This window comes from Clostridium acetobutylicum ATCC 824 (assembly GCF_000008765.1).
In the GTDB taxonomy this organism is placed as follows: Bacteria; Bacillota; Clostridia; order Clostridiales; family Clostridiaceae; genus Clostridium_S; species Clostridium_S acetobutylicum.
This window is the reverse complement of record NC_003030.1, coordinates 2,815,063-2,832,590: the sequence shown is the minus strand read 5'-3', so window position 1 is coordinate 2,832,590 and position 17,528 is coordinate 2,815,063. Positions and strand designations below refer to the sequence as shown.

Sequence of the window (17,528 nt, the reverse complement as noted above, 5' to 3'; positions counted from 1 at the left end):
GTCTGTTTAATGAAAAAGGTATGTGTTATAGGTGCAGGTACTATGGGTTCAGGAATTGCTCAGGCATTTGCAGCTAAAGGATTTGAAGTAGTATTAAGAGATATTAAAGATGAATTTGTTGATAGAGGATTAGATTTTATCAATAAAAATCTTTCTAAATTAGTTAAAAAAGGAAAGATAGAAGAAGCTACTAAAGTTGAAATCTTAACTAGAATTTCCGGAACAGTTGACCTTAATATGGCAGCTGATTGCGATTTAGTTATAGAAGCAGCTGTTGAAAGAATGGATATTAAAAAGCAGATTTTTGCTGACTTAGACAATATATGCAAGCCAGAAACAATTCTTGCATCAAATACATCATCACTTTCAATAACAGAAGTGGCATCAGCAACTAAAAGACCTGATAAGGTTATAGGTATGCATTTCTTTAATCCAGCTCCTGTTATGAAGCTTGTAGAGGTAATAAGAGGAATAGCTACATCACAAGAAACTTTTGATGCAGTTAAAGAGACATCTATAGCAATAGGAAAAGATCCTGTAGAAGTAGCAGAAGCACCAGGATTTGTTGTAAATAGAATATTAATACCAATGATTAATGAAGCAGTTGGTATATTAGCAGAAGGAATAGCTTCAGTAGAAGACATAGATAAAGCTATGAAACTTGGAGCTAATCACCCAATGGGACCATTAGAATTAGGTGATTTTATAGGTCTTGATATATGTCTTGCTATAATGGATGTTTTATACTCAGAAACTGGAGATTCTAAGTATAGACCACATACATTACTTAAGAAGTATGTAAGAGCAGGATGGCTTGGAAGAAAATCAGGAAAAGGTTTCTACGATTATTCAAAATAAGTTTACAAGAATCCCCATTATCAAATGGGGATTTTTTATATATAATATAATTTTAGAGGAGGGATTATAATATGGATTTTGATATGATAGAAGAAAAGAAGGATAGTGTTATAGTAAGAAATGTAGAAAATTTTGAGCTTAAGGATATATTTGACTGTGGTCAATGCTTTAGATGGCATAGACAAGAGAATGGTAACTATATTGGTATTGCCTTTGAAAAAGTAGTTGAAGTGCAAAAAATAGGAGAAGATGTTGTAATATATAATATCAATGAAGAAGAATTTAAGAATGTATGGAGTGAATATTTTGATTTATATAGGGACTATGGTGAAATAAAGAAAGAGCTCAGTAGAGATCCTCTTTTAAAAAAATCAGTTGACTTTGGCGAAGGAATAAGAATTTTAAGGCAGGATCCTTTTGAGATTTTATTATCTTTTATAATTTCAGCAAACAATAGAATACCTATGATAAAAAAATGTATAAATAATATAAGTGAAAAAGCAGGCAAGAAACTAGAATACAAGGGTAAGATTTACTATGCATTTCCTACAGTAGATAAGCTTCATGAATTTACAGAGAAGGATTTTGAGGAGTGTACAGCTGGATTTAGGGCTAAATATCTAAAGGACACTGTAGATAGGATATATAATGGTGAGTTAAATCTTGAGTACATAAAAAGCTTAAATGACAATGAATGCCACGAAGAGCTTAAAAAGTTTATGGGAGTAGGTCCTAAGGTAGCTGATTGTATAATGCTTTTTTCTATGCAGAAATATTCAGCATTTCCTGTAGATACTTGGGTTAAAAAGGCAATGATGAGTCTTTACGTAGCACCAGACGTTTCATTAAAGAAGATAAGAGATTTTGGAAGAGAGAAGTTTGGAAGCTTATCTGGCTTTGCTCAGCAATATTTGTTTTATTATGCAAGAGAGAATAATATACAGCTATAAGCTTAAGATTTTAGATGTGGAGGTTTTTGACTTGATAAGAAATCTATATAATAAAATTAAGAATTGTAAACTTAAAATAGCTGCTATAATATTACTAATATTTTTGATAGTTACTGGATATATATATTATTCAAGGTACTTTTATGTGTTAAGAAGCCCTCAAAGAGTAAAAGAGTTCATATTATCCTATGGCAAGTTTGGTTTCTTTGCATTTTTTGTTATGCAGATGCTTCAAGTGGTTGCTTTTTTTATACCTGGAGAAATAATTCAAATTGCAGGGGGGTATATATTTGGAACATTTTGGGGAACAGTTATCTCTCTTCTAGGAATAACAGCAGGAAGTGCAGTGGCATTCTATCTTTCAAATAAATTAGGAAGACCTTTTGTAAAAAAAATATCAGGAAAACAAAATATAAGTTTCTTTGAAAAATTAATCAAGAATGGCGAGATTAAATATGTAATAACGCTCATATATTTAGTGCCAGGTCTTCCTAAGGATATTCTTGCATATGTATGCGGCATAACTGATTTAAGCCTAAAGGATTTTATAATTTATTCCACAATAGGAAGGTTTCCTGGCATATTTATTTCAGCTTATTTTGGCAATACAATAACACATGGTAATATAAAGATGATGGTGATAATTGCGGTTATTTCAGTTGTTTTATTTGGTTTAGGAGTGTTTAAGGGTAAATATTTACTAACAAAAATATCAAGTATAAGGTCTAAAAAGCAGAAATAAATTTGTTAATTTAATTTCTTTGACCTATATAATTTCATTAGTATACCTCCACATATAAAGCAGAGTAAAAGTATTAATATAAAGCAGTGAAAGAAAAATTCTTCTGGAAGAAGTAGTATTATAGGATCATATGCTGGATCAAAAAGCCAGTAATTATTGTTAAAAAATAATTTATGAAACTTTATAAAAATATCAGAAAAACCATTTAAAGATAATACGCCTATAATAACTGGAGTGACAAACAGTAAAATAGAAGTAATCTTTAAATACAGTTTTTTTCTCTTAATAAAGCAGAGTATAATTCCAATTAACATAGGTAAAGATATAGAAAAAGCTACCATGTTAATTTTTTTTATAATTTTTTCTACGTCCATAAAGTGAATTTTACCATGTTCTGAAGATGGTAAGTTTGGTAGGTCAAAGGTCTTTTTTTTGGTGTTTCCATTTATGTAAGATATCATATAACTATAATCTTCTTTAACTTGTTTATCGTTTAAAACGATTTTTTTGCCTGAATAGCTTTCTATAGTATTATTGAAATTTGATGTTATACTTAGAGCTTTTATATCATAGTAATAGAGGTATTTAAAGGCTACAGTGAATTTTACTATAATAAAAAATATAAATATAAAAACTAAAATGGATAGCAACACTTGTAAAAAGTTCGATAATTTTAACATTTCATCAATCCTCACAATAAGAAATTAATACTGTAAATTTATTTAATGAGTATTTCCTATACAATAAATATTATACACAAATAGCTATATATGAAAAAGCGAGAAAAACCATAAAAAATTAAAGTATTTATTTATAATTAGAATATATCTAGAAAATTCAGGACTTTTAGGTAAAATTGATGTTTGCTAATATATTCAGGATTATTTATTATAATAATTGTGTTAGCACTCAAGATTAACGAGTGCTAACAAGCCAAAATTAAGTTTATACTAAAAGTAAATTAATATAATAAAAAAATTAACATATTTTTTAAGGAGGGGTTTAAAAATGAAAATTAGACCACTTGGTGACAGAGTTGTTATTAAAAGATTAGAGGCAGAGGAGACTACTAAGAGCGGTATAGTATTACCTAGCTCAGCTAAAGAGAAACCTCAAATGGCAGAAGTTGTTGCAGTAGGTCCTGGTGGAGTTGTAGATGGCAAAGAAATTCAAATGCAAGTAAAGACAGGAGATAAAGTATTTTTCTCCAAATACAGTGGAACAGAAATAAAAGTTGACAATGAAGAATTGTTAATTTTAAGACAGGACGATATTTTAGGAATTGTAGAAGAATAAGCTATCAATTTTGTTAATAATTCAGGGAGGGATTCTAAATGGCAAAGCAAATATTATACGGAGAAGAAGCAAGAAGATCTATGCAAAAGGGCGTAGACAAACTTGCTGATACTGTTAAGGTTACTCTTGGACCAAAAGGAAGAAATGTTGTTTTAGATAAAAAATTTGGAGCACCACTTATAACAAATGATGGTGTAAGTATAGCAAAAGAAATAGAACTTGAAGATCCATATGAAAATATGGGTGCACAACTTGTTAAGGAAGTTGCAACTAAGACTAATGATGTAGCAGGAGACGGAACTACTACAGCAACACTTCTTGCACAAGCAATAATAAGAGAAGGACTTAAAAATGTTACAGCTGGAGCTAATCCAATGCTTATAAGAAATGGAATAAGATTAGCTGTAGATAAGACTGTTGAAGGACTTAAGAAAGTATCAAAGAATGTTAACGGAAAAGAAGATATAGCAAGAGTTGCATCAATTTCAGCAGCAGATCCTGAAATAGGAAAATTAATAGCTGATGCTATGGAGAAAGTAGGCAACGAAGGAGTTATAACTGTTGAAGAATCAAAATCAATGGGAACAGAACTTGATGTTGTTGAAGGTATGCAATTTGATAGAGGATATTTAAGCCCATACATGGTAACAGATCAAGAGAAAATGGAAGCTGTACTTGATGATCCATATATATTAATAACAGACAAGAAAATTGCAAATATACAAGAAATTCTTCCACTTCTTGAGCAGATAGTTCAACAGGGTAAAAAATTACTTATAATTGCTGATGATGTTGAAGGCGAAGCTTTAGCTACATTGGTTGTTAACAAATTAAGAGGAACATTTAACTGTGTTGCTGTTAAAGCTCCTGGATTTGGCGATAGAAGAAAAGATATGTTAAGAGACATAGCAATCCTTACAGGTGGAGAAGTTATATCAGAAGAGCTTGGAAAAGATCTTAAAGATGTAAAGGTTGAGGATCTTGGAAGTGCTGAAAGCGTTAAAATATCAAAAGAAAATACTACAATAGTAAATGGAAGAGGCGACAAGAGCGCAATCCATGACAGAGTTGCGCAAATAAGAGGTCAAATAGAAGAAACTACATCTGACTTTGATAGAGAAAAATTACAAGAAAGATTAGCAAAACTTGCTGGTGGAGTTGCAGTTGTTAAAGTTGGAGCTGCTTCAGAAACTGAATTAAAAGAGAGAAAAATGAGAATTGAAGATGCTCTTGCAGCTACAAAAGCAGCAGTTGAAGAAGGTATAATTGCTGGTGGTGGTACTGCTTACATCAATGTATTACCAGAAGTAAGAGAATTGACTTCAGACGAACCAGATGTTCAAGTTGGTATAAATATAATAGTTAAGGCTCTTGAAGAACCAGTAAGACAAATAGCTGCAAATGCAGGTCTTGAGGGATCAGTAATAATAGAAAAAATTATAAACAGTGAAAAAGGAATTGGATTTGATGCATTACATGAGAAATATGTTGATATGCTAAGTGTTGGAATTGTTGATCCAACTAAGGTTACAAGATCAGCACTTCAAAATGCGGCATCAGTTGCTTCAACATTCCTTACAACTGAGTGCGCTGTAGCAGATATTCCTGAAAAAGATAAACCTGAAATGCCAGGTGGAGCACCAGGAATGGGAATGGGCGGAATGTACTAATAAGAGATTAAAGCTAAGATAAATAAAGGACTAAATCCTGGAACAAACAGAATTTAGTCCTTTATTTTTATATTTAAAAAAGTACAAAGATTAATGTAATAAGAGTGCATTTTAAAACATAGTATTAGTTTTTTATCTCTTCAATAATATAGCTACTATGTCTTTGCAGCTTACTTTTCTTCTTTAGCTTACTTACATATAGTGCAAGATTAACACTGGTATTAAATTCTGCTATGTTGCCATAAACACCGGCAATGGAAATGGAAGTTAGATTAAATTTGTCCTCAACTCCTTTTCTGTCTAAGCCCACTATGTATTTATTTTTACTGTCTATTTCATTAAAAAATTTAAGAATACCACTGTCAAATCTATCAATTATAAGTTGACTTACTTTGTAACATTCTTCTAGAGAGGCTTTTATAATACAAATAAAATCATCACCACCTATATGACCTACAAAATTTTTAAAAGTAAACAGTTCTAAAAGGCAGTCCTTTATTGTATTTGCAGTGAATTTTAATATTTTATCTCCATTTTCAAAGCCATAAACATCATTGTAAATTTTAAAGTTATCAAGATCTAGATAGAGTACACAGAAAGACTCGTTTGAATTTAAAATATCTGATAAGGTCTTTTCTATAAGGATGTTTCCAGGAAGCCCTGTAAGTGGATTTAATTCTTTAGCATAGTTTTTTTCTATAGTTACTGTAAATTCAAGAAGATTTTTAATTGTAACTATACCGTAATACGTGTTGTTTTTAGTAACTATAACATAATCATATATTTTATCAGTATCTCTTTGCATTGCCATTTTAGCAGCACTGTTTATACTTGTATTATAATCTACAACGAGGGCATTCTTGTCCATTACAAGCTCTACAGGGCGTTTGGAAAATATAGCTACGCCGTATTGTGTTGCAAGGACTGAATCAAGAGTATGCTTCATAACAAGGCCTACGGGTGAAGAGTTTTCAACAATACAGGCACCAGTAAAGGAGGTTTTGTTAAAATAATTTTTCAAATCAGAACATGAAACTTTTCTGTCAAAAGATGAATAATTTTCTGCAATAGTCCCAATTTTATATTTGCGAAAATTAAAATAATCTTTTTTTAGTTTATTATAGGTTATGATGATTTTTTTAACAGATTCAGGTATTTCACAAAAGTCATGGTTAGGTTTTGAAATGAAGAAGCCCTGTCCAGCATAAACGCCCAAATCTATTAATACTTTTAATTCACCCTCTGTTTCAATTCCTTCTGCTATTAACTTTAGCTTAGCAGCTTTTGAAAAGTCTACAAAAGATTTTACAAGAAGTTTCTTAAAGTTATTTCTATCTATGTTGTGTATAAGTTCTATATCAAGCTTTATATAATGAGGTTTGGTTTCAGATATAGTTTGCAAGCCTGAATATCCAGAACCTGTGTCATCTAGTGCTATTTTGTATCCTTGGCTAGTATAGTTCTTTAATATCTTTGAAAAGGCCTTATAGTCTGAGATTGCAGTTCTTTCAGTTATTTCAAATATTATGTTTTTAGGTGATATATTATATTTAGCTAGATATTCTTTGCTAAAGCTTGTTTGAAAGTTTTGGCTTTTGATTATTTCAGGATCAACATTTATAAAAAGAAATTTATCTGGACTTAGTGTTTTAGAATTTTTTATTGCAGTTACTCTACATGCAAGCTCAAGTTCCCAAGTTTTATTATACTTTTTTGCAGCACTGAAAAGATCGCTAGGTAAATAAAGAGGAGAGTCTATAGGGCCTCTACTTAGAGCTTCGTACCCTAATATTCTACAATCTGATAAAGAAATTATAGGCTGAAATAAGGTAGTTATATTCATGTTTTTAAGAATTTTTTCTATTTCACATAATATATCCATTTTTACATCTCCAATATTAATATATTATTGCTATATAATAAGAATATAGATATAAATTGAGTGCATACATAGTGCAATAATTTGATTTTATTATATTATTATTCTCCTAAAGTTAGTAAATGGTTAAAAATAGGTTAAAGAGTATTACATATTTCTATCATTTAAGAAAGTTTTTAATCAAACAACCCACAAAAATGATTGACAAAATGCATTTTTTTAAATAAAATAGAAGTTAAAATAATCGTTAATATAGTTTAACTCATATATTTCCTGAATATGGCAGGATGTTTCTACAAGGAACCTTAAATTTCTTACTATGAGTGATTTGTTTGTATGCAAAAGCATGCTGATTTTCACTCTGAAAATTGGTGTGCTTATGTTCTAAATAAAAGGTTTCATAAAATTCTGTATATTTACCCTAAAGTGACTATATTAGTTATAAATATTTTTGAAAGGAAGTTTTACAAATGGCAAAAATTCTAAAACAAGCTTACACATTTGATGATGTTTTACTTGTCCCAAATAAATCAGAGGTATTACCAAAAGAGGTTGATCTTTCCACAAATTTAACAAAAAAAATAAAGCTTAATATACCCCTAATGAGCGCAGGAATGGATACAGTTACTGAATCCAAAATGGCAATTGCTATGGCAAGAGAAGGCGGAATTGGAATAATTCACAAAAATATGACAATAGCAGAACAAGCAAGCGAAGTTGATAGAGTAAAAAGGCAAGAAAATGGAGTTATAACAAATCCTATATCCCTTTCAAAAGACAATTCAGTTCAAGAAGCACTTGATTTAATGAAAAGATATAGAATATCAGGTGTACCAATAACAGATAATGCAGGAAAACTAATAGGTATAATTACAAACAGAGATATTGTTTTCGAAACTGATTATTCAAAAAAAATAGAAGAGCTAATGACTACAGAAAATCTTGTAACAGCACCACAAGGAACTACTATAGATGAAGCAAAAAATCTTTTGAAAAAGCACAAGATAGAAAAGCTTCCTTTAGTAGATGAAAATTTTGTACTTAAAGGATTAATTACAATTAAAGATATAGAAAAAATAAGAAAGTTTCCTAATGCAGCAAAGGATTCACAAGGAAGATTACTTTGTGGAGCAGGTGTTGGAGTAACAAAAGATATGATGGATAGAGTTAAGGCTCTTGTAGATGCATCGGTAGATGTAATAGTTTTAGATACAGCACATGGACATTCACAAGGAGTTTTAGAGGCTGTAAAAACTATAAAAAAAGCTTATCCAGAACTTCAAGTTATAGCTGGAAATGTTGCTACAGCAGCTGCGGTTCATGACTTAATAGAAGCTGGAGCAGATTGTGTAAAGGTTGGTATAGGACCTGGTTCAATTTGTACTACAAGAGTTGTTGCTGGAATTGGAGTTCCACAGCTTACTGCTGTTATGGATTGTGTAGAAGAAGCTAATAAATACGGAGTTCCTATAATAGCAGACGGTGGAATAAAATACTCAGGAGATATAGTTAAGGCTCTAGCTGCAGGAGCAAAAGCAGTTATGATGGGTTCTATGTTTGCAGGTTGTGAAGAAGCTCCAGGTGAAACTGAAATATATCAAGGTAGAAGCTATAAAGTATATAGAGGAATGGGTTCTTTAGCAGCTATGCAGTGTGGAAGTAAGGATAGATACTTCCAAGAAGGAAACAAGAAGCTTGTTCCAGAAGGTGTTGAAGGAAGAGTTCCATTTAAGGGTTCTGTAATTGAAACAGTATTCCAAATACTTGGAGGAATTCGTTCAGGAATGGGATACTTAGGGTCAAGAAATATGACAGAGTTATTTGAAAAAGCAACTTTCGTAGTTCAAACATCAGCGGGCTTAAGAGAAAGTCATCCACATGATATTTCAATAACTAAAGAGGCACCTAACTACAGTGTAAATCAATAAAAAATTCTGCTAAAAACTAATAGGGTTTTCATTCTAAACTTTGTTAGTTTTTAGTGTATATTAACTTAGTAAGGTTACAATAATAATATAATAATGCTTGTAGGGAATTAGTAGAGATGAGTTCCCCATAAATAGGAGGAAAAGATGGATAAACAGTTAGTTTTAGTTATTGATTTTGGTGGACAATATAACCAGCTTATAGCAAGAAGAGTAAGAGAACACAATGTATATTGTGAAATAGTTCCATACACATATTCTATAGATAAAATAAAGGAAAAGAAGCCTAGTGCAGTAATATTTACTGGTGGACAAAACAGTGTGTATGGAGAAGATTCACCTAGGATGGATAAAGAAATTTTTGATCTTGGAGTTCCTGTTCTTGGAATATGCTATGGTCATCAGCTTATAACTTATACTTTAGGTGGAGAAGTTATGGGTTCAGAAATAAGAGAATATGGAAAGACTGATGTAACGCTAGATAGTGTTTGTGAATTATTTGAAGGAATAGATATAGAGAATTCTTGTTGGATGAGTCATACAGATAGAGTTGCAAAAGTTCCAGAGGGCTTTAAGGTGGTTGGTCATACTAATGTTTGTCCAGTGGCTGCAATGGCAAACACAGAGAAGAAGATATATGGAGTTCAGTTCCATCCAGAAGTTTTACATACTCCTTTTGGAGAGCAGCTTTTTTCAAATTTCTTATTTAAGATATGTGGTTTAAAAGAGGATTGGTCAATGTCTTCTTTTGCTAAAGAGAAAATTCAGGAGATTAAAGATATTGTAGGAGATAAAAAAGTTTTATGTGCTTTATCGGGTGGAGTAGATTCATCTGTTGCAGCAGTTTTAGTTCATAAAGCGATTGGTAAACAGCTTACTTGTGTATTTGTTGACCACGGTCTTCTTAGAAAAGATGAAGGTGACCAGGTTGAAAGTATTTTTAGAAAACAATTTGATATGAATCTTATAAGAGTTAATGCTAAGGATAGATTTCTTGGAAAACTAAAAGGAATTTCTGATCCAGAAAGAAAGAGAAAAATAATAGGAGAAGAGTTCATAAGAGTTTTTGAAGAAGAAGCAAATAAACTTGGACAAATAGATTTCCTAGTTCAAGGAACAATTTATCCAGATGTTGTTGAAAGTGGAACAGATACTTCTGCAACTATAAAGAGCCATCATAATGTTGGTGGACTTCCAGAGGATATGCAGTTTGAACTTATAGAGCCATTAAGAGAGCTTTTTAAAGATGAAGTAAGAGCGGTAGGAGAGGAACTAGGAATTCCTCATAAGCTTGTATGGCGTCAACCATTCCCAGGACCAGGTCTTGGAATAAGAGTTCTTGGAGAAGTAACTGAAGAAAAGCTTGAAATTGTAAGAGAAGCAGATGCTATTTTTAGAGAAGAAATTGCAAATGCAGGACTTGAAGAAAAGATATGGCAGTACTTTGCATGTCTTCCAAACATTCATTCTGTTGGAGTTATGGGTGATGGAAGAACTTACTGCGAAACTATAGCTTTAAGAGCTGTAACTTCTTCAGATGCTATGACTTCTGATTGGGCGAGAATACCATATGAGGTTTTAGATAAAGTTTCAAGAAGAATAGTAAATGAGGTTAAAGGTGTTAACAGAATAGTTTATGATGTAACTAGTAAGCCACCAGCTACAATTGAGTGGGAATAATTAATAAAAATGCCTACAAGTATTGCCATTAATTAATTATACATGATAGAAAAATTAAAAACGTACTAAAAACGTACTAATATAAATTATCAAGTTTATTTGCGACAGTGTTGCCTTTGTTAGGATAGAGATGTGAATAAGTATCGAGCGTAGTTTGTACTTTTTCATGTCCTAACCTTTCAGATATGAGAAGTGGTGTGAAACTAAGTTCGATTAATAAAGATGCGTGAGAGTGTCTTAGATCATGTATTCGAATTTGTTTTACACTGCTTTTTTTTGCATACCCTTCTCATTTCATGAGATAAGAAATGTTTTGTAAAATGTATAATAAAAGCAGGACAATCCATATTGCCTAATCCTATTTTTGCAAAATTAGATATTATAGATACTCTTGCAGAAAAATCAGTAAAAGCAGTAGAATAACTTTGTATATATTCTCAACTTACAGCGGATCAACGTAAGATAAAAGCTAAAGAAATAATACAAGCAGGTTTAAAGCTTGTTGGAATAAAGGAAACTACTGAAATAGATACTCTTATAGATGCATAAATAGAACAAATTATAGTTAGTTCTAAATCTGAAATAGAGAAGAAGGGCAAGGAGCAAAACACTTTACAAACTCAAATAAATCAACTTACAGAAGAAAAGGCACAGTTACAGGACAGCAATACAGAGTTAGCAAATAAGAATTCGGAGTTAACTTGAATACAGTGTTAAGCACTGTAAAATAATAAATGTAGTAGCTTATTAGTGAAATATCATTCTAGGAACTATTTTATTTTTTTTGTAAATACTTATTATTTTTGCAAAAAGTTTTACAATAATAGAAAGAAGCCACTATGACAGTCAATCAGAAGTGGCTTCTCGAATCAAACGTATTTCATTAAATATAACTCTATTATAGCACATATTTAATGAAATACTAATATCATAATGGAGGAAATAGAATGGCAAATAAACAAATACGTTGTTACACTTATAATGTGCGTAAAGGAAAAAATATTTGTAAAAAGGATTTCTTATTTGAAATAGTAGATTTGATTTTAAATAAGGATGATAAAGATGTAAATGTATTAGAAAACAGCAATAAAGTTCGTGTATTTGAAGATAGTGATGATACATATTCTATCGAATTATTAAAGAATATAAACAGAAAAGTAATTCCTAATAATTATATGTTTTTTAGATTAGGCAGAAAAAAAGAAATTGAAGGTGCCTTAAAACGTGATAAGGGTACTTTAGTAAGCGAAGAAGTATTAGATAAAGATCAGCAACAAAAGTATAATTTAGAAATATGTACATACATTTTAATAGATACTACTGAAAGTATTATAATGGAATTGTTTGGTCAGTTCGCTCCGGCAGTGAATTCTTTTGTAAAAATAGTAAATCGTTTGTTGCCTATAGAACTTAAAAATAAGAATGTGGTAATTGAATATAATAAAATTCTAACAGAGAAAATGATTGAGGCATTAAAAAAAGGTGGCGTAAAATTAAGCAATATAGGTTATAATTATAATATACCAAATGCTAATGTATTACGTTATTTAGGATTAGACACAAAGCAAATTTCTGCTTTAGAGGAATTGAATGTATTCGAAATTCAAGTTAATATAAAAAACAAACCAAGAATACCATTAACAAAAAATGTTCAAAAAATTGGATATGAAATAGATGCATTTAAAGAATGTAACAAAGATATAAAAGATACATTGTTTTTTAGAGGTAAAACAGCAGAAACAGATAATAAAAATTACAAGTTTACTAATGAGGAAGTTACTTATGCTATTTCAGTTAATACATCCAGAGTAGATGAAGGAGAAACTATAAAATTTTCATTAAATGAAATGGCTGAACAGATTTATGATAAAATGAAAATAGTATATGATAAGAACATAGAAGATATAAAAAAATATATAGAGTAGTTAAAAGAAAGTGAAGTTGTGAAAAAAATAGGAAAATTTATATTGATTTTAACTGCTAACGAAATTATGTCAATACTACTTAAAATTGATTTCGTTAAAAGTAATCATTTTAATCTTATAACTGTAAATTCTGTATTTATAGGATTTTTGTTCACTTCTTTATCAATATTAATGGGATTTCTAAATGAAAGTATAGTACAGTTATTTGAAGAAGCTAACGCATTGAAAAAAGTATATGACAACATACAAAAGGGAATATTGTTTAGTTTGGGATCAATATGCATATCTATAGTCAATCTAACCATTATTGAAAAGTATGTAAGTAATACAACTGTTATAAAATCATTTTATTCATTGGAATTATCATTATTGTTAATAACATTATATTTTTTATTTATTACAATTCAGGATTTAAAAGTTATTGTTGATAGTATAAGAATAGAAAAATTAAAGATAAAGAAAAACAATGAAGCAAATAAGGAATTAGAAAGTTTATTAGCAGACCAATTGAAGAAAAGTGATTCCAATAATAAAAAATGATGAATTAGAAGAATTGTTAATGTTGTTATAAGATAAATAAAAAAGCTGAGAATTAGTTTTCGTGGCTTTTAGTCATTAAAAGCTTTAACATCCATTCCTACAGTAATAAATAAAACATTTTCACATAATTAAATGCGCTTTATACTCTAAAAACAGTATTTTATATTGTAAAAACCTCTTAAATCCCCAAATGCAGTACTATACTTTAGCGAGTAAAAGTTATAAAATAAAAGAACTTTGAATCAATTTATAATATAATTTTAATTTTTTATAAAGCTTAAGAACAGTATAATAGCTATATTGCTATAAAATAGAATCGAAAATTAAATTTAAAGATATACAAAAATATAAGTCCAATATATCTAAAACGTTACTATTCCTATGCGTTTTAAAAATACAAAAATAAAATAAAAGGATTCTAGTATATGTTTATATATTAATAAGTAAAACAATATCTGTATAATAAACTGTACTTAGGTTTATAATATAAAGTTATAATCGATAAATAATAAGAAAATAAAAGTTAATTTGAAAGATAAAGTTATAAATAAAAAAAGAACAGTTGGGCTGCTCATTTAATAATAAATACTATAGATTTGTATAAACTAGCAACAAGATAATTATTACTAGTGTTTCAATTATTTTTATTAGTCTTAAAGTAGTTTTATTTTGATTCATTTAATTCACTTCCTATTTAATATTATTATCTGAATTTATGTAAATTAAATATATGTACAAGCTTAATGCTATATAAATAATCATATAAATGTAACATACCAGCTTATTTTGGTGTCTATTTAAAGATACTTCCAAAGAAGAATTAAAAAATGAAATAACTAAAAAATAACAATATGTAAAAATATATCCCTAGAGTAGATTCTACTACTATAAGGATATATTTTATTTGAGGAATAATATATGGTTTTAAACGATAATTTGCTTATAGATATATTATAAATCCCATACTCTTAGAGAAGCCCAAGTTACAGCACCAACTGCGCCAGCAATACCATCACTTAAGCCAGTTCTTACTTGATATTCTACAATAAGAGCATATGTTGAATATCCAAAAATTCCGTTTATAAAGTTTGGGTCCCCCATATTGTAAGAATGAAAAACATTACTGTCATTTTTAAGGAAATAGTAATATAGAGCAGTTTGAATTTCCTTAACAGCTAATCCACTATCCCATTCCTTAACTGTTACTCCTTCACTTAAAAGGGTAGGCATGTTCTGTGATCCAAAATCCCATCCACCATATTGATTTGGTGTAGCTATATCACCTATTTCGCCATATGTTTTTGAAGGTTTAACAGATGCTTGTACAGTTGAATTAATAGTAGGTTTTGTTACGTTAGTTTTGGTATTAGTGGCAGCAAAAGCACTAGAAGAAATTAAGACAGTAGAAACAATTCCTAAAGATAAAGCTTTTAATTTTAAGTTTTTCATTTTAAATCCCCCTTAAATTTGATTAAGTGTATTTTTAATACAAATAAAGTGTACAACTTATCGGAATAAATGTAAAATGATGTATATAAGTGTTTTTTATTATAAAGCGATAATTAGTACAACCTTTGGAAAATAAATATAAAATGCTTACATTGCAATTAATATGCTATAATTCTCAATATTCTGTCAATTGCAGCTTGGTTAAATGTATTTATTTGCAATTTGAAATGTAGAACTTGCCTTAAGAATTATAAGAGTAGTTCTAAACAGTCAATTAGTACAGTATCATCTGACAATTAATATTACGGTGAAGGTCGGGATTTGTTTTTTGTTGAAAATTACTGACAAAGATAAAACTAACACTATGGTTTTAATTAATAATTAGTAGTTATAGAGCGTACTAAAAACGTACTGAAATTTTTCTAAAGCATTTAAAATACAATATTTTTTAAATAATAGATATAATGAAAACACGTAATATCAATGTTTGATACTACGTGCTTGTTTGTGTTGACAGAGTGGGAATAAATATTTTAATAAAAAATGACTTGAAATAAGGATTTGTAAGTGATCAATAGTGATGTTATCTACTATTGACCATATTTTTTATTTATAATATTTATTTTAGGTATATTTAGTTAACCGTAATTCTTATTATTAAGTATATTTAATTCAATTTTATAACTATGTGATTGAGTTGAAATAAAGAAAATAAAAAATTCAAGAGGTAATTATAATGGAGAGAGAAGAACTTATACAATTAATTAAGGATAATACTATGGATGCTAATGAGGTTGCTGAATATTTAGAAGTAAGTAAACAGCGTATATCAGATATGAATAGACAAGGAAAGTTAGTTTCTATTAAAAAAGGTATATATTTTAAAACAAGATGTTGAAAATAGAAAAAAAGATCAGAATGAGCTTAGAAAAAAGTATTACAAGAGGTAGTGTTTTAATTATTAATTGATGTAATGCATTTGACAACATATCTATTGAAGTAGGTATGTTGTTATTTTTTTGAGCTTTTTATCATCGGTAGTAACAACAACGTAATCATTCAAATTGACATCTGTTTTTTGCTTACCTAAATCTATCAATGGATTATTTCAATAATGGGGCAAATTAAATTAAAATATTACATTTTAAAACACTATTTACACTATATAGCAATAACGTTATTATTAATACAAATACTTATGAAAGAAGGAATTATAATGAAAAAAAAATTATTAATTAGTACATTACTTGTTACAGGAATTTTAGCATCTGCAACTTTTATATCGCCAATAACATCCAATGCTAAAACTATTGGGACTAAAGCTAAAATCATACAACCCAAAATTGATTATGAATTCACTGAATGTGGTTATGTAACTGGTAATGAAGTGAGTGTAAGAGCTGATTCAAATACTGATAGTGAAGTATATGGATATTTGTATGCGGATAATAATGATGTTGTTACTATTATAGATAATACAGTTGAAAATGGATTTTACTTAATAAAAAATCCATTCGGATCTGGGTATGCTTATATTTCAACAGACTACGTATCTGAAGGCTCAGTAGATTAAATACAAAATTTTATATACAGTATAAAAAGGTTTGGATTATGTCCAAGCCTTTTTGTATATCTATTATTTGATTCTTTAATAGGAAATATAAAATTTTAGCTAAATATATGTTATTAATTAATATTATTGCAAGTATAGATATACTAAAATGATTAAATATTATATAAATGTAAACTATGGAGAAGCGATAAAAATCTAATTAAACACTTTAAAGTATGATTATATGAAAATTATAAATAATTTTGATCGTGCAATAATAGTAGTAAATGTAGAAGAATTGTTTTGATTTTTTTCAAGAATGTGCTGAAAGAAAAATTCTATAAAAAAGAGGTTTGATCCTTAAGTAAATCAATAATGTTTACAAGATGTGATAAAATAACTTATATTATGAATACTTATAAAATGAAAGGTAGGTGTAACTATGAATCAAAAAGAAAGAATGCTGGCAGGTCTTCCGTATAAGGCTTGGCTAGATGGATTATTAGAGGAACGAATGGATAATAAAAAGAAGATATATGAGTATAATCATTGCAAACCAGATGAAAGTGAAAAAATAGATGAGTTAATAAAGGATATTTTCGGTAAAGTAGGTGTAGGTGCACATATTGAAGCACCGTTTCATTGTGATTATGGAAAAAATATTGAAATCGGAGATAATTTTTTTGCAAACTACAACTGTATTATTTTAGATGTTGGAAAAGTGACTATAGGCGACAATGTACAATTTGCTCCAAATGTATCTCTATATACAGCAGGACATCCAATACATCCTGCTTCACGTAATTCTGGATATGAGTATGGTATTAGTATAACTATAGGAAATAATGTTTGGCTTGGTGGAAATGTTGTTGTAAATCCTGGGGTCCATATAGGGGATAATGTTGTTGTTGGTTCAGGAAGTGTTGTTACAAAGGATATTCCTGATAATGTAATAGCAGTTGGAAATCCGTGTAAAGTTATTCGTGAAATTACAGAAGAAGACCGAAAATATTATTATAAAAACTATGAGTTTGATGTTGATGATTATACTGTTTAATAAAT

15 protein-coding genes, 1 pseudogene and 1 riboswitch are annotated in these 17,528 nt (G+C 29.3%); of the genes and pseudogenes, 12 read left to right on the top strand and 4 right to left on the bottom strand.

Annotated features, from left to right (window positions below; all coding sequences use genetic code 11):
* Positions 1 to 9: 9 nt before the first annotated feature.
* The 3 genes from CA_RS13960 (at position 10) to CA_RS13950 (ending at position 2,550) form a co-directional block, all read left to right on the top strand.
* Positions 10 to 858 carry a 3-hydroxybutyryl-CoA dehydrogenase gene (locus CA_RS13960; RefSeq protein WP_010965995.1) on the top strand — a complete coding sequence of 283 codons (849 nt, stop codon included), beginning with the start codon at positions 10 to 12 and terminating at the stop codon, positions 856 to 858.
* 71 nt (positions 859 to 929) lie between these two features.
* The gene (locus CA_RS13955; protein WP_010965994.1) at positions 930 to 1,808 is read left to right on the top strand and encodes a DNA-3-methyladenine glycosylase family protein; all 879 of its coding nucleotides are present in this window, start codon (positions 930 to 932) and stop codon (positions 1,806 to 1,808) included.
* Between the two features lie 31 nt (positions 1,809 to 1,839).
* Positions 1,840 to 2,550, top strand: coding sequence for a TVP38/TMEM64 family protein (locus CA_RS13950; protein ID WP_010965993.1), 711 nt, complete (start codon positions 1,840 to 1,842; stop codon positions 2,548 to 2,550).
* 5 nt (positions 2,551 to 2,555) lie between these two features.
* Here CA_RS13950 and CA_RS13945 read toward each other — a convergent pair whose 3' ends face one another.
* Positions 2,556 to 3,230: a TIGR01906 family membrane protein gene (locus CA_RS13945; protein ID WP_010965992.1), complete on the bottom strand. Its 675-nt coding sequence runs from the start codon at positions 3,228 to 3,230 to the stop codon at positions 2,556 to 2,558.
* Between the two features lie 328 nt (positions 3,231 to 3,558).
* On the opposite strand from CA_RS13945, the gene groES reads away from it, so the two are divergent.
* On the top strand, positions 3,559 to 3,846 hold the full coding sequence (gene groES / locus CA_RS13940) for a co-chaperone GroES (protein WP_010965991.1): 288 nt from the start codon (positions 3,559 to 3,561) through the stop codon (positions 3,844 to 3,846).
* A gap of 38 nt (positions 3,847 to 3,884) precedes the next feature.
* Positions 3,885 to 5,516: a chaperonin GroEL gene (gene groL / locus CA_RS13935; RefSeq protein ID WP_010965990.1), complete on the top strand. Its 1,632-nt coding sequence runs from the start codon at positions 3,885 to 3,887 to the stop codon at positions 5,514 to 5,516.
* A gap of 124 nt (positions 5,517 to 5,640) precedes the next feature.
* Here the strand turns inward: groL and CA_RS13930 are convergent, their stop codons facing one another.
* Positions 5,641 to 7,398, bottom strand: a complete 1,758-nt coding sequence (locus tag CA_RS13930; protein WP_010965989.1) for an EAL domain-containing protein — start codon at positions 7,396 to 7,398, stop codon at positions 5,641 to 5,643.
* Positions 7,399 to 7,637: 239 nt separating this feature from the next.
* Positions 7,638 to 7,735, top strand: a riboswitch (purine riboswitch).
* A gap of 130 nt (positions 7,736 to 7,865) precedes the next feature.
* Between CA_RS13930 and guaB the strand changes: the two genes are divergently transcribed.
* Together guaB and guaA are read left to right on the top strand one after the other, a co-directional pair.
* A complete protein-coding gene (gene guaB / locus CA_RS13925) occupies positions 7,866 to 9,323 on the top strand; it encodes an IMP dehydrogenase (protein ID WP_010965988.1) in 1,458 nt (485 codons plus the stop codon).
* A gap of 144 nt (positions 9,324 to 9,467) precedes the next feature.
* On the top strand, positions 9,468 to 11,000 hold the full coding sequence (gene guaA / locus CA_RS13920; RefSeq protein WP_010965987.1) for a glutamine-hydrolyzing GMP synthase: 1,533 nt from the start codon (positions 9,468 to 9,470) through the stop codon (positions 10,998 to 11,000).
* 76 nt (positions 11,001 to 11,076) lie between these two features.
* On the opposite strand, the pseudogene CA_RS13915 reads toward guaA, so the two are convergent.
* A pseudogene (locus CA_RS13915) lies at positions 11,077 to 11,317 on the bottom strand (tyrosine-type recombinase/integrase); the annotation flags it as partial.
* 630 nt (positions 11,318 to 11,947) lie between these two features.
* Between CA_RS13915 and CA_RS13910 the strand changes: the two are divergent.
* Both CA_RS13910 and CA_RS13905 read left to right on the top strand, forming a co-directional pair.
* Complete coding sequence (locus tag CA_RS13910) at positions 11,948 to 12,925, top strand: hypothetical protein (protein ID WP_010965985.1); 978 nt, start codon at positions 11,948 to 11,950, stop codon at positions 12,923 to 12,925.
* Between the two features lie 18 nt (positions 12,926 to 12,943).
* Entirely contained in the window at positions 12,944 to 13,465 is a 522-nt protein-coding gene (locus CA_RS13905) for a hypothetical protein (RefSeq protein ID WP_010965984.1), read from the top strand.
* Between the two features lie 951 nt (positions 13,466 to 14,416).
* Here CA_RS13905 and CA_RS13900 read toward each other — a convergent pair.
* Positions 14,417 to 14,914, bottom strand: a complete 498-nt coding sequence (locus tag CA_RS13900; RefSeq protein ID WP_010965983.1) for a peptidoglycan-binding protein — start codon at positions 14,912 to 14,914, stop codon at positions 14,417 to 14,419.
* Between the two features lie 736 nt (positions 14,915 to 15,650).
* Here CA_RS13900 and CA_RS13895 point away from each other — a divergent pair.
* From CA_RS13895 to CA_RS13885, 3 genes are all read left to right on the top strand, one after another.
* Complete coding sequence (locus CA_RS13895) at positions 15,651 to 15,812, top strand: DNA-binding protein (protein ID WP_010965982.1); 162 nt, start codon at positions 15,651 to 15,653, stop codon at positions 15,810 to 15,812.
* A 318-nt stretch (positions 15,813 to 16,130) separates the two neighbouring features.
* Entirely contained in the window at positions 16,131 to 16,487 is a 357-nt protein-coding gene (locus tag CA_RS13890) for an SH3 domain-containing protein (protein WP_241393092.1), read from the top strand.
* Positions 16,488 to 16,908: 421 nt separating this feature from the next.
* A complete protein-coding gene (locus tag CA_RS13885) occupies positions 16,909 to 17,523 on the top strand; it encodes a sugar O-acetyltransferase (RefSeq protein ID WP_010965980.1) in 615 nt (204 codons plus the stop codon).
* Positions 17,524 to 17,528: the final 5 nt, after the last annotated feature.